Origin of the sequence: Segatella cerevisiae (assembly GCF_024054555.1) — a bacterium.
Classification (GTDB): domain Bacteria; phylum Bacteroidota; class Bacteroidia; order Bacteroidales; family Bacteroidaceae; genus Prevotella; species Prevotella cerevisiae.
Genome location: NZ_JAMXLY010000007.1, coordinates 17529 through 36999, shown reverse-complemented (window position 1 = coordinate 36999; position 19471 = coordinate 17529). Strand labels below are relative to the sequence as shown.

Annotated in this window: 14 protein-coding genes; 8 read left to right on the top strand and 6 right to left on the bottom strand. The window is 41.1% G+C overall.

The window, feature by feature from the left end; all coding sequences use genetic code 11:
• Window positions 1–13: 13 nt before the first annotated feature.
• The 4 genes from NG821_RS03065 to NG821_RS03050 form a co-directional block, all read right to left on the bottom strand.
• Window positions 14–3280: an efflux RND transporter permease subunit gene (locus NG821_RS03065; RefSeq protein WP_252760197.1), complete on the bottom strand. Its 3267-nt coding sequence runs from the start codon at window positions 3278–3280 to the stop codon at window positions 14–16.
• A 25-nt stretch (window positions 3281–3305) separates the two neighbouring features.
• Window positions 3306–4505 (bottom strand): efflux RND transporter periplasmic adaptor subunit, encoded by a 1200-nt coding sequence (locus NG821_RS03060; RefSeq protein ID WP_252760196.1) that lies wholly within the window; start codon window positions 4503–4505, stop codon window positions 3306–3308.
• An 879-nt stretch (window positions 4506–5384) separates the two neighbouring features.
• Window positions 5385–6302, bottom strand: coding sequence for an AraC family transcriptional regulator (locus NG821_RS03055; RefSeq protein ID WP_252760195.1), 918 nt, complete (start codon window positions 6300–6302; stop codon window positions 5385–5387).
• 318 nt (window positions 6303–6620) lie between these two features.
• Window positions 6621–8135 (bottom strand): CCA tRNA nucleotidyltransferase, encoded by a 1515-nt coding sequence (locus NG821_RS03050; protein WP_252760194.1) that lies wholly within the window; start codon window positions 8133–8135, stop codon window positions 6621–6623.
• 283 nt (window positions 8136–8418) lie between these two features.
• Between NG821_RS03050 and NG821_RS03045 the strand changes: the two genes are divergently transcribed.
• The 6 genes from NG821_RS03045 to NG821_RS03020 all read left to right on the top strand — a co-directional run bounded on the left by NG821_RS03045 (window position 8419) and on the right by NG821_RS03020 (window position 14419).
• On the top strand, window positions 8419–8976 hold the full coding sequence (locus tag NG821_RS03045; protein WP_252760193.1) for a DUF1599 domain-containing protein: 558 nt from the start codon (window positions 8419–8421) through the stop codon (window positions 8974–8976).
• A gap of 28 nt (window positions 8977–9004) precedes the next feature.
• Window positions 9005–11080, top strand: a complete 2076-nt coding sequence (locus tag NG821_RS03040; RefSeq protein ID WP_252760192.1) for a BT_3928 family protein — start codon at window positions 9005–9007, stop codon at window positions 11078–11080.
• An 82-nt stretch (window positions 11081–11162) separates the two neighbouring features.
• Window positions 11163–11897: an SPOR domain-containing protein gene (locus tag NG821_RS03035; RefSeq protein WP_252760191.1), complete on the top strand. Its 735-nt coding sequence runs from the start codon at window positions 11163–11165 to the stop codon at window positions 11895–11897.
• A gap of 136 nt (window positions 11898–12033) precedes the next feature.
• A complete protein-coding gene (gene folE, locus NG821_RS03030; protein WP_252760190.1) occupies window positions 12034–12627 on the top strand; it encodes a GTP cyclohydrolase I FolE in 594 nt (197 codons plus the stop codon).
• A 215-nt stretch (window positions 12628–12842) separates the two neighbouring features.
• Window positions 12843–13559 carry a DUF4840 domain-containing protein gene (locus tag NG821_RS03025; RefSeq protein WP_252760189.1) on the top strand — a complete coding sequence of 239 codons (717 nt, stop codon included), beginning with the start codon at window positions 12843–12845 and terminating at the stop codon, window positions 13557–13559.
• Window positions 13560–13666: 107 nt separating this feature from the next.
• Window positions 13667–14419, top strand: a complete 753-nt coding sequence (locus NG821_RS03020) for an exodeoxyribonuclease III (RefSeq protein ID WP_252760188.1) — start codon at window positions 13667–13669, stop codon at window positions 14417–14419.
• Between the two features lie 504 nt (window positions 14420–14923).
• Here the strand turns inward: NG821_RS03020 and NG821_RS03015 are convergent.
• Both NG821_RS03015 and NG821_RS03010 read right to left on the bottom strand, forming a co-directional pair.
• The gene (locus NG821_RS03015; RefSeq protein WP_252760187.1) at window positions 14924–16057 is read right to left on the bottom strand and encodes an energy transducer TonB; all 1134 of its coding nucleotides are present in this window, start codon (window positions 16055–16057) and stop codon (window positions 14924–14926) included.
• 7 nt (window positions 16058–16064) lie between these two features.
• Complete coding sequence (locus NG821_RS03010; protein ID WP_252760186.1) at window positions 16065–16565, bottom strand: DUF4251 domain-containing protein; 501 nt, start codon at window positions 16563–16565, stop codon at window positions 16065–16067.
• 369 nt (window positions 16566–16934) lie between these two features.
• Here NG821_RS03010 and NG821_RS03005 point away from each other — a divergent pair, with 369 nt between their 5' ends.
• Together NG821_RS03005 and NG821_RS03000 are read left to right on the top strand one after the other, a co-directional pair.
• Window positions 16935–18098, top strand: a complete 1164-nt coding sequence (locus tag NG821_RS03005; RefSeq protein ID WP_252760185.1) for a zinc-dependent metalloproteinase lipoprotein — start codon at window positions 16935–16937, stop codon at window positions 18096–18098.
• 41 nt (window positions 18099–18139) lie between these two features.
• The gene (locus NG821_RS03000; protein WP_252760184.1) at window positions 18140–19405 is read left to right on the top strand and encodes a 3-phosphoshikimate 1-carboxyvinyltransferase; all 1266 of its coding nucleotides are present in this window, start codon (window positions 18140–18142) and stop codon (window positions 19403–19405) included.
• The last annotated feature ends 66 nt before the right edge of the window (window positions 19406–19471 follow it).

Below are 19471 nucleotides of genomic sequence, written 5' to 3'. Positions count from 1 at the left end.
AAATTTACCTTCCTTATTTAACTTCACCCTGAGTAGGGAAATTAGCATACTGTTTCAACTCCTGAGTTACTTCTTCAGAAACCTTCTCATCATCAAACCTTAACGGTTTGAATTTTTCCTGTAGCCATTCAAAGACAGCAAACAAAGCCGGAACAATGAAAATCTGGATTGAAGTACCAATCAACATACCACCTACGGCAGCAGCACCCAAAGTTTCATTACCGTTCTTACCTACTCCACTGGCAAACATCAATGGCAGCAAACCGATAATCATAGCCAGAGAAGTCATCAAGATCGGGCGTAGTCGAGCACCGGCACCCAGGATAGCACTATACTTAATAGCCATACCTGTCTTACGCCGTTCAAGAGCAAACTGCACAATCAAAATCGCATTCTTGGACAACAAACCAATCAGCATAATCAACGAGATCTGCATATAGATATCATTAGAATGCCCGAAGATATTGGTAAACAAGAATGCTCCCGCTAGACCGAACGGCACAGAAAGCACTACCGACAAAGGCAAGATATAACTCTCATATTGTGCACTCAGAATCAGATAGACAAAGACAATACAAAGGAGGAAGATGAGCCCCGTCGTATTAGAAGACTGAGCCTCTGACCGAGTCAATCCTGAATAGTCAATCGTATAACCTGCCGGCAAAGTCTGTTTAGCAACTTCCTGTACTGCTTTCAAAGCCTGACCTGAGGAATAACCTGTAGAAGGGCTAGCATTAATATCGATACTAGTAAACATATTGAAGCGGCCGATATTAGCAGGTCCGTATACCCGTTGTAACGTTATGAATGAACTGATAGGAGCCATTCCATTGGTTGTCCGGACATAAATCTTAGAGAGTCCGTCTGGACGCATTCTGCTTGCCACTTCTCCCTGAATCATCACACGATACAATTTACCATAGAGGTTGAAGTTAGACGCATACATTCCCCCATAATAACCCTGAAGAGTAGCCAGAACAGCAGCCGGTGAAGTACCACCTTCCTTACATTTTGCAACATCCACATTAACCATATATTGTGGATAATTAGGATTATAAGATGTCATGGCGTTGCTGATCTCCGGGCGACTATTCAACGTCTTTAAATATTGCTGAGTAATCGTAAAGAATTTATTCAAATCCCCACCCGTTCTGTCTTGAACGACAAAGGTCAATCCGTTGGAATTACCGAAGCCAGGTACCATAGGCGGAGCAAAGGCAAGTACTTGCGCACCTTTTATACTAGCCGTCTGCTTATAAATCATCCCCAATACGGAAGTATTGGACATCGGATTGACAAAGAAGCGCATCAGTCCATCACCATGCCAAAGTCCTTCAAGATTATAAAAGAAACCACTCGGACGATCTTTATATGGTTTTAGTTTAACCACGAAAGTTGCCTGATTAGAACCCTGGCCGGCTATAAAACTGTATCCCACGATTTTCTCTTGTGTTTCTATTGCCGGATTGTCAGCCAGCATATTGTCAATCTGACCACATACTTCTTTGGTACGTTCCATAGATGTACCTGGAGGTAAAGAAGTCGTAACATACAGAGTACCAGTATCCTCGTCAGGGACAAGTCCAGTCTTCGTAACAGACATCAGAACAACCAGAGCAACTATACCGACGATAACAATGATGCCAGTAATAACATGATGGTTGATCACACGTTCTACGCCCCTCTTATATTTCACCAGTACTTTATCATAGGTAGCATTGAACCCTGCATGAAAACGATCAATCCATGACATCTTCTTCTCTTTATCCCCATCCGCCTTAGGTTTCAGGAATATCGCACAAAGTGCAGGTGATAGCGTCAAGGCATTCAACGCAGAAATGACGATACTGATAGCCATCGTGATTCCGAACTCCTTATAGAAAGTTCCGGATATTCCACCGACAAATGACACCGGGATAAACACCGCAGCCATTACCAGGGTAATTGAGATAATAGCTCCAGAAATTTCATTCATGGCATCAATAGCCGCAGTCAAAGAACTCTTGTATCCCTGATCCAGTTTCGCATGGACCGCCTCAACCACCACAATGGCATCGTCAACCACAATAGCGATAGCAAGAAGCAACGCCGATAGCGTCAACAAGTTGAGGGAGAAACCGAACAAGAGCAGGAAGAAGAATGTACCTACCAGTGCTACAGGTACGGCAATCAATGGAATGAGCGTCGACCTGAAGTCCTGAAGAAAGATATACACCACAATAAATACCAGGAACAAAGTGATGAAAAGCGTCTTGACGACCTCATGAATAGAAGCATTCAAGTACTCCGTTACATCATACTCTATCTTGTAAGTCATCCCCGAAGGAAATGATTTAGCCTGATTTTTCAGTTCAGCCTTTACATTCTTGGCTATCTGAGTAGCATTAGACCCGGCTAACTGCTGTACCATACCCATAGAAGACGGCTGGCCGTTGTTCTGCATGGAAACAGAATACATCAAACTTCCGAGTTCTATGTTGGCTACATCACGCAGATGTAAGGTTTGTCCATTGGTATTGGATGAAATAATGATATTCCCATACTCCTCAGGAGTTTTCAGACGTCCTTTGTATCGCATGGTATATTCATAAGCCATATTACTATTTTCACCGAATGATCCCGGAGCAGCCTCAATATTTTGTTCGGACAGTGCATTTGTAATATCAGTAGGCATCAGTCCATATTGCTTCATCTTCTCCGGTTTCAACCAGATTCTTATAGAATAAGTCTTCATACCCATACCGGGGGTCTGGACATCTCCTACACCAGAGATACGCTTAATAGCCGGAATGACATTGATATAATTATAGTTAGTCAGGAATTGATCATCATATTTTCCTCCTTTACTAGTCAAAGTATACATGATGACCTGAGAAGTCTGACGTTTAATGACCTGGACGCCCATACGAGTAACCTCTGCAGGAAGCAAAGCCTGAGCCTGCTGAACACGGTTCTGGACATTTACAGCTGCCATATCAGGATTAGTCCCGTGCTTAAACAACACGGTTATAATAGCAGACCCCTGATTAGTAGCAGTAGATGTCATGTAGGTCATATTCTCCACTCCATTAATAGATTCCTCAAGTGGAGTAATCACAGAATTCATCACCGTCTCTGCATCAGCTCCCTGATAAGTGGTATAGACGACAATCGTAGGCGGAGCTATATCCGGATATTGTTCAACAGGCAAGCTGATGAGCCCAATAATTCCCAACAAAACCAAGGTAATAGAGATTACCGTTGATAATACCGGGCGTTTTATAAAGTTGGTAAATGACATATATGAAACTTAAAACTTTTAACGATTATTTACCACTCATGGCATTGATGAAACCTTTGGCAGAGTTCTGCTTAGCAGCCAATTTAGCTGCCTTGTCAAGGTTCACCTGATATTGTGCCTCAGTAATTGGTACAATCTCCATGCCATCAGTCAACGAAGAGATGCCCTTAGTTACGATACGATCTCCGACATGCAGACCATTGGTAACAATATAATTAACACCATCATTCTGAGAGTTTACTTTTATTTCTGTAAGCTTCACCTTATTATTTTGACCTAAGACATAAACAAATATCTTATCCTGAACCTGATTGCAGGCTTCCTGTGGAATAATGATGGCACGGTTATTATCATTCGGAATCACAATCTGTCCGGATCCACCACTTCTTAATAATCCTTGAGGGTTAGAAAAATGAGCAATCAGTGATACCGCACCCGTTGCCGGATCGATAATACCACTCATTTTAACGACCTTGCCAGGAAGATTATAGGTAGAACCATCAGAAAGCAATAGTTTCACAAGAGGGAAAGAAGCAAGGGCTGCCTGCAAACTTCCTGAAGACTGGCTCAATCTCATAATTTCACTTTCCGAGATAGAGAAGAATGCTTCAATCTTACTGATATCACTGACCGTAGTAAAAGGAACCTGAATAGAAGGTGAAATCAGTGTCCCTATTTTATAGGGCAGACTACCGATAACTCCTGACACAGGAGCCTTAACGGTGCAATAGCCCAGGTTTTGCCGGGCCGAAATCACGGCTGCACGGACCTGAGATACTTGAGCAGCAGAAGAACGGTAAGAATCATAGGCTGTCTGCAACTCATATTTACCAATGATATTCTTTGCAAAAAGTTTTTTACTATTCAGATAGGTAAGACGAGTCGTATTCATCTGTGCAATAGCAGTCCCTACAGCAGCACGAGCCTGAAGGACAGCAGCACGATAAGTTTGGCTGTCAATCGTGAAAAGCACTTGTCCTGCACGAACAGCCTGACCTTCATGAACAAATACACCCGTGATGAACCCTGATACCATCGGACGTATCTCCACATCCTTTATACCCTTGAAGGTAGCAGGATAGGTGGTTTGCAAAGAAGCGCTAGAGGCCTCTACCGTACGTACGGGATACTCGTTGTTGCCCAACTGCATACCTTTCTTCTTCCCACCACAGGCGGCAAGAGTGACTGCAAGAACTGCAACGAACAAACAATCTTTTATTTTCATACTTATTTAAACATTAAATTATTCACCTTAAATACACATATACCTCATACCACTTTTAAACCTAACAGTAGTATACAAAAACTTTTCGACGAGATTAAGTTTTCACACAGCAAAGGTATAGAATATTCCTTAACATTGTACCACATCAATTTCACTTTTAACAAATTTTATTTCTAAAACAAGTTCATCCGTGAACCGCAGGAGGGACACAGAACAATTACGACCTCAAATATTCGTAAAATGACCAATTTACCAATTAGTTAACCAGATAAAAAGGATGCAGTCACCTTGGAAATTATCAAGAACCGGTTCATTATTATGGCCATGTATCTGTTTTCATAATCATATAGTCATCGGATCAAAGCCAATCATCAGATTGATTAGTTTGCAGCAAATAATCTGACCGTGACCAAAATGCACCATTTTGGTCAGCCTGCCATACAGGCGTCACGATGAACTATGGTCCCAGAAGAGACCTCTCAAACCATTTTTTCTCATTTTATTTCATTCATTAATTAAGAAACAATCACAGTAAATCGAATCTGTGTTTTATAAGAACTGTACAAAGTTAGTAATTCAAAACCAACTTTACAACCCTATTTCGGTAAACCTACCTGTTATTATCGGTAAAGTGAAAACCAAGTAATTATGATTGTGACTTAATTCCGTAGTTCTTCTTCAATTAAAGAAGAGCCGACTCACTTGACAGATTTATTTTTCTCTTTCCGATTCCGCATACAGAAAGAAAACAATTAACATTCCAGTGTCTGATGTTTTACTCCTGTTGTGTCTATTCTCAGACTAGCCAGTGAAACATATCAAACTCCCAACAATAATCTTATGGGATTGCTACCATAAAGATCGCAATCCCAAGTATACTTATATAATAGGTATATGAATCTCTGTCAGAAGTTTGTCAGGAGGAGTACATTCCGGATCATTAGGATAGACCTCAAACAAAGGTCTCTCGTCTAACTTGTAATTTCCATCAGGAATATATTTACCGAAAATGGTATCATAGACCTTATCCAGTTGGTTATAGGATCCCTGATAATGGTATACCACATATCGGCCACCAGCAATTTCCTTAATGACTATCTCACCCTTCGCCTCAATCTTAAACGGCAAAACAAGACAGATATCGGCTCTTCTCTTGTCGCAGTCAGTCAACTTAGGATCATCATGATAAATCACAGCATGAGCAATTCTGCCATCCGCAAGCATCTGATGCACCTTATCTGAATCGACACCTTTTCCATTCCCCATCTCTTCAGAGAACTTACCAGACATACGGACATGGTTCCACAGTTTCTTCCATGCTAAACAATAATCCAGTTTCTTATAGTCACCTATCAGAGAGATATAAATTGCCTGTTGAGGTTCCAGATTGACAACATTGCTACATAACTCCATATTAGAATTGATTTTTAACGGTTTCATAATTGTGTACTTTTTATTATTTCTATACTCTGTTGGTGTGATATCATAAAACTGCTTGAAAACCTTAGACAAAGAAGAAGGCATATCATATCCTACCTTATAAGCAATATCACAGACAGGCATATCACTGTAACGCAGTAGTCGAGCTGCAGTCTCAACTCGCATCCGTGTGATGAAAGCCCCGATCGGTTCGCCTGTAAAAGCCTTAAAGATACGATGAAAATGATAAGGAGAAAAATTAGAGACAGAGGCTAGCACATCCAAGTCAATATCATTGGTCAAATTATTGTTTATATATTCGATAATAATATTTATTTTTCTCGAATAATCATCCCTGGTTGATTGTCTTTGTTGCATAGCTTTTTTGTTATATCACAACTGCAAAGGTAGCCTAAACAAATCTACCCTACTTTTCCAATCTTGCTAACTTTAACAGGATACGACAAAAGCAAGAAAGGAAGCAGGCAGAAGAGACATAGGATCACAAAGAAACACCTTATATATATAATAAAAAGAATAAAAGACAGTTACGTACTTAAAAGAAATACAGTAGCACCTGTTCAGAAAGACAAGAATACCTGATAAAGATCACCTGAAGAGTCATAAAGTAATCTCGTCCCAAAAGAGAAAATAATCAGAGGTGTCATTTTCTCTCCATCCATTCATCCATTCCGGCTAATCATCCAAGCCCATCTCATGAGCTTTGCTCTTGAGCAGCTCCATCAAAGGCTCCCGCTGATTAGGAACTTTATTGTCCAATACAGCATCCTTGAGCGTCTGTTTCAACGTACCAACCTCCCGACTTGGACGAAGATGAAACATTTCCATAATCTCATTTCCATCAATGCAAGGCTGGAGCAGCCGTTTATAATCACGTTCCTTCAGGTCCTTCAGTTTTTCACGAACGATATGGAAATTCTCAAGGAAATGTTTTTTACGTACCTGATTTTTACTGGTAATATCAGCTTCGCAAAGCATCATCAAATCATCAATATCCTCGCCGGCATCATTGATTAGACGGCGGACAGCACTATCTGTAACTTCATCATCGGCAATTGCTATCGGACGCATGTGAAGATAGACCAACTTCTGTACATATTTCATCTTTGCATCCATCGGCAACTTTAATCTGCGAAAGATCTGCGGAACCATCTTCGCACCCACAAGATTATGATTATGAAAACTCCATCCCTGTGTCGGATCCCAGCGTTTACACTTCGCCTTTCCTACATCATGCAGAAGAGCCGACCACCGAAGATATAAATGTCTGTCCTTCACGGTTAAAGATCTGTCAGAAGGAGTCTGATCATTTTCCGAACTCTCAGAAGAATCCGTTTCAGAATATTCCGCTGCATTTTGAGCTTTGCACAGATTTTCCAGAACCTCTAAAGTATGAAGATAATTATTCTTATGGGATTTTCCATTGCGTGTTTCCACTAGATCGAGGGAACAAAGTTCAGGTAAAATCAATTTCAGAAGTCCTGTATCATGCATATAATAGAAGCCGATACTAGGATGAGAGGCGAGCATGATCTTGTTCAACTCATCAGCCACACGCTCTCCACTGATAATTTTCAACCGATCAGCATTACGAGAAAGAGCCGCATAAGTTTTCTCCTCTATCTGAAAGTTTAACTGTGTAGCAAAGCGGACACAACGCATCATACGAAGAGGATCGTCCGAGAAAGTTATATCAGGATCAAGAGGTGTAGCCAGAACGCCATCACGCATATCATCCATTCCATCAAAAGGATCTATAAATTCACCGAATCTATGATAATTCAGGCAAACAGCTAAAGCATTAATGGTAAAATCACGCCGGTTCAAATCATCCTTGAGTGTACCATCTTCCACATGTGGTTTACGGGAATCATGATTATAACTTTCCTTGCGGGCTCCAACGAACTCCACCTCCAATCCATGATATTTTACCTGGGCAGTACCAAAATTACGAAATACCGACAAACAAGCCTTTTTCCCCAAACGGCTTTTCAAGGCTCGCGCTACATCTATTCCACTCCCCACGACTACAACATCAATATCGTTTGACGGCCTTTCCAGAAAAAGATCCCTGACATAGCCTCCTACGACATAACATTCCAGATGAAGAGAATCAGCGACCTCGGATATTTCATGAAAGATGTCTTTATTTAGTAACTGCACAAAATCAGATTCTGTGAGATTTCGCATAATTATAATCTATTAAATGCTCCTAATAATAACGGAATTTGTGTGCGCAAAGATACAAAAAACTTTTGAATCTTTCAAATTCATCCGACCATTCCAGGCTCAATGGCACGAGTATCAAAAAAGATGGAAGCAATAAACAGACTGTTCCTATACCATAAAACCAGCCAATCCTCTTTCTTACAGATTATAACAAAAAAATCCTTAGGCTCATTTTTTTTGGTCATTTCATTGGAATTGATTAAATTTGCAAATGAGATATGGTTTAAAATCATAGATAATCATTATGGGACAAGAATCATCAGATACAAAAGATACACAGCAGGAGTTTAAGGACGTAATGGAAGAAGCCCGTGATACTTTCGCAGATAAACTGAAAGACTATGGAGCATCCTGGAGAATTCTCAGACCGTCTTCACTCACTGACCAACTATTCATAAAAGCCAAACGCATCCGCTCTTTGGGAATCGCAAAGAAAAGTTGGGTAGGAGAAGGTATCCGACCTGAATTCTTGGCGCTGATCAACTACGGAATCATCGGAGTCATCCAGTTAGAGAAAGGATTCTCCGATACGGTAGATATCAGTGCAGAAAACGCTCTGAGCCTATATGACAAACACGCTCAGGAATGTCTGGAACTGATGCAACTAAAAAACCATGACTACGGAGAAGCATGGCGCTCAATGAGAATAAGCAGTTATACAGATTTTATCCTCACAAAAATAGAACGCATCAAGGAAATAGAGGACCACGACGGGACAGCAAAAGTCTCCGAAGGCATCGCATCCAACTATATGGATATTATCAACTATGCCGTATTCGGAGCAATACGATTGCAGAAATAAAGCTTCAAGTTTGAAAAGATGAAGAATTGTGGGAAAATCAAAGACTATACTGACTAACCTGTGTCGGTTGATACTTGGCATTACATTCATCTTTTCCGGATATGTAAAAGCCATTGACCCTCTTGGCACTCAGTATAAGATACAGGACTACCTCGAGGCAATAGGTCTACAAGGTATGTTTCCAGATTGGTCTACACTGACTGTTTCCGTACTGCTCTCTACGTTGGAATTCTGTCTGGGCTTCTTCATTCTACTGGCAATCCGAAGGAGATTATGCTCCAGGATCATCTTCATATTCATGATTGCCATGACCCTGATTACGCTCTGGCTGGTTGTCAAAGATCCCATACAAGACTGCGGATGCTTCGGTGATGCAATACATCTGACAAATGCACAGACTTTCGGGAAAAACATCGTACTCCTGGCATGTGCTGCAGTCCTCCTCAGATGGCCTTTGCGCATGGTCCGGTTCATCTCGAGAACGAATCAGTGGATCGCCATCAACTGGACCATTCTATTTATACTTTCCTCAAGTATTTTGAGTTTATGGTATCTGCCTATATTTGATTTCCGGCCCTATCACATAGGCGCAAACATCAAAGAGGGAATGTCAATTCCAAAAGGAGCACCTCAACCGAAGTTCAAGACAACTTTCATTCTGGAGAAAAACGGGCAACGCAAGGAATTTAACATCAACAACTATCCCGATTCTTCGTGGAAGTTCATTGACAGTAAAACTACACAAATCTCAGCAGGTTATATTCCTCCCATTCATGATTTCAGTATAGAAACGAGACTAACGGGAAAAAATATTACCCCACAGGTACTTGACCATAAAGGTTATACTTTCCTTCTGATTGCTCCCTATCTGGAACACGCTAATGATGAAGACTTCGGGCCGATCAATATACTCTATGAGTATGCACAGTCTCATGACTATCCTTTCTATTGTCTGACGGCAAGTAATGAAAAAGGGATAAAACGCTGGATAGATCTGACCGGAGCAGAATATCCGTTCTGTACGACTGATGGCACAACACTGAAAACCATCATCCGCAGCAATCCGGGACTGATCCTTCTCAAGAACGGTACTATCATCCGCAAATGGAGTCATAATGAACTTCCTAATGAAGGAGAATTGACACAACCACTTGAGCTATCAAAAATCGGCCAAACACCGGGAAACTCCATTGCGAAGAAAATCACAAAGATTCTTCTTTGGTTTTTAATTCCGCTTTTCCTGTTTGTACTTGCTGATCGTTTATGGGCCTGGGGCAAATGGGTAAGAAACAAAGAAAAAAAAGATACAGATAAGATAAATCAACTTTTTAAACAAAAAAGAAAAATGAGAAAGAAAATTGTAGCAGGTAACTGGAAAATGAACATGAACCTGCAAGACGGTATCACATTAGCAAAAGCCATCAACAGTGAACTGAAGGCAGACAAGCCTAACTGTGATGTTATCATCTGCACACCTTTCATTCACCTGGCTAGTATTGCACAATTCCTCGACCAGAACATTGTAGGACTTGGTGCCGAAAACTGCGCAGATAAGGAAAAGGGAGCCTTCACAGGTGAGGTAAGTGCAGAGATGGTGAAGAGCACAGGAGCACAATATGTCATCCTGGGTCACTCTGAACGCCGTCAGTATTACAAGGAAACTCCTGAAACCCTGAAGGACAAAGTTCAACTCGCATTGAAGAACGGACTGAAAGTGATCTTCTGCTGTGGAGAAACACTTACTGACCGTGAAGCCAACAAACAGGAAGACGTCGTAAAAGCAGAATTGGAAGGTTCTGTATTCAATCTTTCAGCAGATGAATGGAAGAACATCATTCTCGCTTACGAACCTATCTGGGCTATCGGTACAGGTAAGACCGCTACATCTGACCAGGCTGAAGAAATGCTGGCTTACATCCGCTCTACTGTTGCCAAGAAATATGGTAAACAAGCAGCAGAAGATACGACCATTCTCTATGGCGGCAGCTGCAAACCATCCAACGCACCTGAACTCTTCTCCAAGCCTGATATCGACGGAGGTCTGATTGGCGGTGCTTCTTTGAAAGCAGACAGTTTCAAAGGAATCATCGACGCGTGGAAATAATCTCCACCCTCTCTTATTCGGTAGTCGTACCTGACATTTCAGTGTAGGTACGACTACAATTTGATTTATAAATTCTTAAACAATGAAACAATTCGTCACATTCGTTTTCATAATCCTCTTCTCTTTCATTTCTGCAAATGCCCAGAGTTTCACAGACCACTTGCAGAAAAGTACACAGGGAAAGGGAGTTGTGACTGTTAACCAGAGCAAAGAAATAGACGAATTGGTTAACGGTAAGACTAATCAGACAGTGACCCGGTCTCCTCAAAATGAAAAGGACAAGAAGACCATAGAGAACCGTCTAAGCACTCCCAAAAAAGAAAAGGGCAATTCATCTGCCAGCGGAAACGGACGCCCTGTCATAAAAGATTCCAACAGAGAGCGTGAATTCAATCAGGACGCAGAAATCAGGCAACGGATACAAGAGAATAAAGAGACTCCTGAAAAGAGAGAAATCCGTCGCGAATCGCACAAGAGAGACACGACAGTAAATGCCGACGAGAACTTTGATATTCCGGTGATAGACATGCGGAAGAAGGTCATGCGTCACAGTTATAAAGTCACGGGATATCGTGTTCAGGCTTTTGCCGGAGGCAATTCCAGAAAAGACCGTATCACAGCTCAAAAAACCGGCAATGCCATCAAGATGAAGTATCCCGACCAACCTGTCTATGTCCATTTTTATTCTCCAAGATGGATCTGTAGAGTAGGCAATTTCAAAAGTTTAAACGAAGCCAACAAGATGTTACGGCAAATCCGGGCAATGGGATATCGTTCTGCCTGTCTGGTAAAAGGGAAAATTACCGTTCAAAAATAAAATAACTTCCGGCTTCCGATACAGATAAACCGGATTGTCCAAGTCATCAATTGTCCAAGTTATCATATATCAAGTAACCCCATCCCATATCTTGATTTCAAAATCACTATATCGAATTAAATTTTAGAGGAGAACTATGAATCCAGAAACAGATTTCAGACCAGGACTTCAAGAGTTAGCCGACCATTATAAAGCCATTTTACAACTTCTAGGAGAAGATTCTGAGAGGGAAGGGTTAGTAAAGACCCCTATGCGTGTGGCCAAAGCAATGCAGATTCTCACTCGTGGGTATTCACAAGATCCGCATAAAGTTTTAACAGATGCCCTTTTTGAAGAGAAGTACAACCAAATGGTCATCATCAAGGATATCGATTTCTTCTCATTGTGTGAACATCACATGCTGCCATTTTACGGTAAGGTACATGTCGCCTACATTCCCAACAAATACATTACGGGACTCAGTAAGATCGCACGTGTCGTAGATATTTTCAGTCATCGCCTACAGGTACAGGAGCGGCTCACTGAGCAAATCAAGGACTGCATTCAAGAAACCCTGCAACCTATGGGGACAATGGTTGTGATAGAGGCTCGGCACATGTGCATGCAGATGCGGGGAGTAGAGAAGCAGAACTCCATGACAGTAACCAGTGCCATCAGCGGCGCATTCAATCAAGCAAAGACCCGACAGGAATTTATGGATTTGATGCAAGGCGACTCTAAAAAGATCTAAAAATTATAGTCTATATGTTAAAGTAGCTGCTTTGAGCGTTAAATATTACAAGATTCCCCATCTCTCAATATTTATTAAGCAATTATAAAGACTGTCAATTACAGATTGTCGAAAACCCGAATAACTAAGGCTGCGAGACTGTGATTAGAAGATAAAATCTAAGATATTTCAGTATGTTCAAATAACAAAGCAATTACAATTAAAAAATGAATACAATGAAAAAGTTAAAAGCTACTTTATTCCTGATCTGCGGTCTCGGCACTGCAATGTTCTTATCCTCCTGCCTTGGAGACAACGACAATAGTTCTAACACTATCAACCTATCACAAGGACAAAGGACTGAATTATATTATCATATTGCCAAAGAATACTCCGGAAAACTTATTCGGCTTTATCAAGCGAACGAAATGGATCCCACAGATCCCACATCTAGAAACGACACTTTAGCCTCAATAAATTGGGTAGTCAAGGAGAATGAAAAGGATACAACAATTAATATTGATTTTCCAATTGCCAAATTAGCAAAATATATATCTGATTCTGGTGACAAACAAATTGTTGCCAGTACACCGAGTTTACCACTAGTAGTTCAATACCGAGCACCATATATTATCAATGAAGACTATTATAATAAAGGCTATTATGTTTTTGGCAGTTTCATTAAAGATAAAAAGGTCGATACAAAGAATGGTAACACTGATATCGAAATTAATTTTAGTGTCATGGACCAAACAGGTACGGATGAAGAGGGTGAAACAATTTATTTCTTCTCTTCAAATAACCCTGTTATCTGGTTTAATGAGCAATATGCTCAAGTTATCGATATAGAAAGTATAAAGGTGGGAGATAAGATCTATCCATTAAGGGATGATGTAACTAACGATAATGCTGCCCACTTTGAAATCATCTATAGTACAGGGGATAATAACTAAAGAATTATTGATTTATTTTGAATCCAGATGACAGTCTCTAATCAGATCTGTTTTCTGGATTCAAAGTTTTATATTAAAAATAAGGATTAAAAGGAAGGATACAAGCAATGAAATTTATTTCATGGAATGTTAATGGACTCAGAGCTTGTGTGAAGAAAGGATTCGAAGACAGCTTCAAGAAACTTGAGGCTGATTTTTTTTGTCTCCAGGAGACGAAACTTCAGGAGGGACAATTGGATCTGAAATTCGACGGTTATGAATCCTACTGGAACTATGCCGACAAGAAAGGTTATTCCGGTACCGCGATTTTCACCAAGCACACGCCGCTTCATGTAAGCTATGGGATGAACATCGATGAGTTCGATCACGAAGGGCGTGTTATCACGCTTGAATATGACAAGTTCTATCTTGTGACGGTATATACCCCCAATTCCCAACAAGAACTGCGCAGACTGGACTACAGGATGCTTTGGGAAGAACATTTTCTCGGCTACCTCAAAAGTCTGGATGCCAAGAAACCGGTGATCGTCTGTGGGGATATGAATGTCGCACATGAGGAAATAGATATCAAGAACCCCAAGACCAATCATAAGAATGCAGGATTCACTGATGAAGAACGTGAAAAGATGACTACCCTACTCTCAAATGGGTTCATTGACACCTTCAGATTCAAATACCCCGATAAAGTGACCTACTCTTGGTGGTCCTATCGCTTTCACGCAAGGGAGAAGAATGCTGGTTGGCGCATAGATTATTTCCTCATCTCTGACCGTTTGAAAGAGAAATTGGAAGATGCTGACATCCATACTGAAATCGAAGGCAGCGACCACTGCCCGGTAGAAGTGACATTAGATCTCTGATACCTTTTCTCTAACTAACAAGTATATAAAAAGGAAGAAGGATATTTCCTCACGGAGACATCCTTCTAATAAAATATAATGCTCAACAAAATTTGATATATAAGAGAGATTTAATTCTTCTAAAAGATTAATGGTAACACATCTATTATCTTTGTTTCTGATACAAATATAATGTATAAATTCGGAAGGTCCACTATTTTTTAACAATAATTTATCTAATATTTATACCGAAAAAATTCCTATAATTTAAACTCGGACTTTCAATTTAAAACAAAAGAAAAGTAGGCCTAAAACTTTCAGTTTGCTAACTCAGTATCTTTAAATGACCTGCATTAAGGCTTCAAACTTTCTTTTTGTCATTTTAAGCCTTTTTAATCGTCAATAACACAAAACTGCAATCTATATCATTCGATGCATCACTTTCATTTTGAAGGCAATTTTTCAATCCTGTGATAGGCTTCTATCACCTTCAAAATATTCAAAATTATGCTGAAGTAACAGACATCAACTGTTGGCCCTGATCGTAACAGGGATAAGGACCAAAGTCCTCACAGGTTTTCCATCCTTGATACCAGGTTTCCAACGTGGTAACTGCCGCAAGGCATTCACGATTTCCCGATCAAAAGAGGGTTCTCCTGGAGCTAACACGCGGATATTAGAAAGATTCCCTGATGGCTCGACGATGAAACGTACCAGAATCCGATGGCTCACCAGATTGTTCACAATATCGGGAGTCACTGTGATCCATTTTGTCAGGTCTTGAGTTATCGTCCCTTGCCCATGAACATAACGGGGCACAGAATCTACCGTTTCATAAACTGGACCGGAGCCCAAATAGGCTTCCGATCTCCCTACTTCAGGATTATTGGGTGAGGCCTTGGAACTCAGCAATGTTTTTAAACCTTTAGTTGCGAAAGGCATCAGTTGCTTGTAAGACACCTCTGAGGTACGTTCTAGAAAGTCATGATCAGGATTTGCAACTCCCACCTTAAAGAACATACCGTTTTTCTTCAGACACGACTCGAATATCAAAGCACTAGTCCCAAAATCATCAGGGATAGGTGAATTCATGCTTGAAAACAAAAGATATTGGAAGAGTTGTGTCGGTCCTGAGCCAAAAGACAAGCGAGACGTACGAATCAGATCTGATGTTCTCAATATATGATGTCCGACCAAGTCATAAGTAAACAACTCCGTGGTATCTTTTTTATTCTGGGTGGAATTTGGCATCGGATCAACCTTCCTCGATATTTCAAATGAGATGAAACGCCCAGGATCATACCCGATAATATGGAGGCGACAAGTGATATAGCAAAATTTACTGTCATCCGGCACCGAGTTTAAATGCCCTGACACTGGTTGTCCATACTGGTTCAGGAAATTCGTATATCCATCTGTAAAGTGATCTGCTTCAAGACCGAAGACCTGATGTTCCAAATAACGCTGCAAGACAGGCTCCTCAGAAAAATTCAAGTATTCCGGCCATTCCAAATCCACATCTATGACATTCATCTCGTCACCGGCACGGTAGAGGAGGTGATCCTGTTGATAAAATACACTGTAAGACTGAGAACTGTTCTGTGCACAGACCGGCAGAAGGATGAATAAGATTATCGCTAAAAAGAATTGACGTTTCATTATATTTTTATTTTCGATCAAGATTCAACTTACCCGTGAAATCAATCTGCTCTCGTTCATCAGCACGAATGTTCAGATCAAAATTCCCATTATTATAGATTTTGAAAGAATAGATATACCTGTCCTCCTCATTCCTTATGACAAAGACCGCTCTGATTCTCCCCTTGCTTTCTTTTTGAATCTTCGAAGTTTGGATAGGACAAGAAAAATTAAGTCCTTTTCCTCCTCCATAAGGGAGTTGATAGGCTCTTCCGAAATAAGGAAGATAAGAATAAATGGAATCTCCCTTTATCCGTACGTTCCAGCCATAATCCAAAACTCTTCCAGAGCCTCTGGCAGGATACATATAAGTCACTTCCGCATCGAAATTAAGACTGTTCACCTGGTTCTGCACTCTTTGGGCAACAGCCTCATCAGCTTTAGCTTTCCCTTCGGCTGTCAAATGGGAAGTAGAGCATGCTGCCAGTAAGACGGCTAACAAGCCACATATAATCAATATCTTTTTCATACTGATGGTATTTCATTTAACCGCTAAATTAGTGCTTTTTTATGAGGTGCAGAAATATATTAGCATAAATTTGTCTTTTTAAATCCCATTATTTGCCTGAGGATTTCTTCGATATAAACAGAAAAGATAAGACCATATAGACAGATCATCTTTCATCTGCAAGAAACTCTCCGATCCATGCTTCCTAAAAAAATCTGTCTCAAACTACTACCTTTCATTTTTTATGCTTAACTTTGCATAGGCTGGATATCATCTTCGTTCTTAAACAAGAGAACATCGGCCACCTGATAAGAGAAAGGACCAACTTTTGAGGCGGGGACCCTCAAAAACTTATTGTCAATCACGTTATGTCCTCAAAAAACACGAAGAATGAAACACCTGATTAGGATAATGGGAATAATAGCCGTATGCTTTTCTATAACGGCTTGTAGCACAAGTGACGATATCAAAGACAGTAGCACCAATTCTCTCAATTCCAGCTATGACCAAGATCGAGACAGTGATGCAAACAAGATAACAGACAGTTACCGCTACCAACTACCGGTTATTTTCCATATTTTCCACACGAATGACCCTGAGGACCTTACATTGAGCACAATTACACCTGAACGTATTGCCTTTATTCTCAAAAATGTGAATGATCTCTGGAGAGGTGTATATAATAACAGTAGTGTAGATGTAGGCGTTGATTTTGTACTCGCAAAAAACGATGAGAAAGGAAATCTTTTAGATCATCCGGGCATAGTATATGAACTTTGGAACAACAAATCTCTTGATGTAGAATCATTCATGAATGACAATACTGGGCAGTATACAAAATATCTATGGGACCCTAACAATTACATCAATGTGATGATTTTCCCATTCAAAGATGATGAGTCTGACGGCAGTGTTACCTTAGGGATCACGCATCTTCCCTTTACTACAAGCGGACCCAATATGCTGGAAGGCCTGAATGTCACCAAATATACAACTATGGCAAAAGACAATCTCAAATTTCCTTATTGTTCTGCCATTAATGCAATATACGCCTCGAAGGAATATGATTCCAGTCGATATACCGCGACTACAGAACAAGACCGTTTCAATTCCAGCATGGTCGATGTCAGCGCGACCCTTGCCCACGAATTGGGGCATTACTTGGGGCTTCATCATGTATTTACGGAAAACACTGCAGGAGACATTGTCGACTCCTGTGGTGATACCGATTACTGTGGAGACACTCCGAGTTATAATAAGACAGAGTATGATACCTGGCTGACCAGTTATATCAATCAGCATCAGATTTTTTATCTCGATGAGATGGATATCCGGCACAGTTGCGCAGGAACGACTTACACTGCAAGTAACTTTATGGACTACTCTGTCTGCACGAGTGATCTGTTCACGAATGACCAACGAGACAGGATAAGGCACGTGCTCTACTACAGTCCTTTGATCCCCGGTCCTAAGAAGACAGGAGCGTCAAGAGCTGGAGGATATCAGTCTGCAGGTAACGAGCCTTTGGATCTGCCTATCATGACTAGAAAGTAAACAGATGTTTAATTCCTATCACACCTCTTCTACAAAAGAAAATGGATTCAGTATTACAATATATTCTAACAGCACCGGCACACGTCAATGCAAAAATCAAACTCCCCGCATCAAAAAGTATCAGTAACAGGTCGCTGATCATCTACGCCCTATCCGGCAGAAAGACGCTACCGGAAAACCTCAGTGATTGTGATGACACACAAGTCCTCATCACTGCTCTGCGTGATCTCCCTGAGACCATCAATATCCATGCAGCAGGTACAGCGATGAGGTTTCTCACCGCATATCTATCCGTTACCCCAGGCAAGCATATCCTGACGGGGACGGATCGGATGAAGCAGCGTCCAATAGGTATTCTTGTGGATTCCTTACGCTATCTTGGAGCCGATATTACTTATACGGAAAAGGAAGGATATCCCCCTCTTTGCATCCAAGGTCATCAGTTGGAAGGAGGAGCACTGGAAATTCCGGGAAACTTAAGTTCACAATTCATTTCAGCATTGCTGCTGATTGGACCAGTTCTCAAGAACGGTCTGATACTCAAGTTGACCGGAACAATCATTTCCCGCCCCTACATTGATCTCACGCTATGCACTATGCGAGAGTTTGGCGCCCAAGCAGACTGGACAGATATTGATACCATCACGGTTACAGGGAAGCCTTATCAAGACAGACCTTTTTCCATAGAGAATGACTGGAGTTCTGCCTCATACTGGTATGAAGCTATGGCTTTAAGCAAGAATTCCCAGTCAATGGTCCAACTCGAAGGACTGACGGATGGATCTAAACAAGGTGACTCTGTCGTCAAATACATCTTTAATCTGTTAGGCATCAAGACGAGTTTTGCTTCCACTCAACCGGGAAAAGCTACGACAGTTACACTAAGACGACATCCTTGCCTGCTCTCCAGACTTGAATACGACTTCAAAGGTTCACCCGATTTGGCACAGACATTGGTCACCTGTTGTTGTGGGCTGAAAATCCCGTTCAAATTCACCGGTCTCTCTAATCTCAGAATTAAGGAGACAGACCGGATAGCAGCTTTAGAAACAGAACTGAGGAAACTCGGATTCATCATAAAAGACGAAAACGGCGATACCCTTTATTGGGACGGTGAACAATGTGAGGCAAGTCTTGCACCTATCGACACCTATGAGGATCATCGTATGGCACTCTCCTTCGCTCCCCTCTCATCAATCTTCCCTCATCTGAGGATCAATCACCCTGAAGTTGTCAGCAAGTCTTATCCGAATTATTGGAATGATCTCAGGACAGCCGGCTATCGTGTAGAAGAATCCGGCGAATGAAGATCCCTGCCCGATTATCCTCGCCGATGTCTGAATTATTTATCAGGCAATCGACTCTCTGGTAGG

Excerpts from the sequence above, each read along its gene's own strand:
- NG821_RS03065 (WP_252760197.1), bottom strand. The coding sequence starts at position 3,280 with ATGTCATTTACCAACTTTATAAAACGCCCGGTATTATCAACGGTAATC.
- NG821_RS03060 (WP_252760196.1), bottom strand. The coding sequence starts at position 4,505 with ATGAAAATAAAAGATTGTTTGTTCGTTGCAGTTCTTGCAGTCACTCTT.
- NG821_RS03055 (WP_252760195.1), bottom strand. The coding sequence starts at position 6,302 with ATGCAACAAAGACAATCAACCAGGGATGATTATTCGAGAAAAATAAAT.
- NG821_RS03050 (WP_252760194.1), bottom strand. The coding sequence starts at position 8,135 with ATGCGAAATCTCACAGAATCTGATTTTGTGCAGTTACTAAATAAAGAC.
- NG821_RS03045 (WP_252760193.1), top strand. The coding sequence starts at position 8,419 with ATGGGACAAGAATCATCAGATACAAAAGATACACAGCAGGAGTTTAAG.
- NG821_RS03035 (WP_252760191.1), top strand. The coding sequence starts at position 11,163 with ATGAAACAATTCGTCACATTCGTTTTCATAATCCTCTTCTCTTTCATT.
- folE (WP_252760190.1), top strand. The coding sequence starts at position 12,034 with ATGAATCCAGAAACAGATTTCAGACCAGGACTTCAAGAGTTAGCCGAC.
- NG821_RS03025 (WP_252760189.1), top strand. The coding sequence starts at position 12,843 with ATGAAAAAGTTAAAAGCTACTTTATTCCTGATCTGCGGTCTCGGCACT.
- NG821_RS03020 (WP_252760188.1), top strand. The coding sequence starts at position 13,667 with ATGAAATTTATTTCATGGAATGTTAATGGACTCAGAGCTTGTGTGAAG.
- NG821_RS03015 (WP_252760187.1), bottom strand. The coding sequence starts at position 16,057 with ATGAAACGTCAATTCTTTTTAGCGATAATCTTATTCATCCTTCTGCCG.
- NG821_RS03010 (WP_252760186.1), bottom strand. The coding sequence starts at position 16,565 with ATGAAAAAGATATTGATTATATGTGGCTTGTTAGCCGTCTTACTGGCA.
- NG821_RS03005 (WP_252760185.1), top strand. The coding sequence starts at position 16,935 with ATGAAACACCTGATTAGGATAATGGGAATAATAGCCGTATGCTTTTCT.
- NG821_RS03000 (WP_252760184.1), top strand. The coding sequence starts at position 18,140 with ATGGATTCAGTATTACAATATATTCTAACAGCACCGGCACACGTCAAT.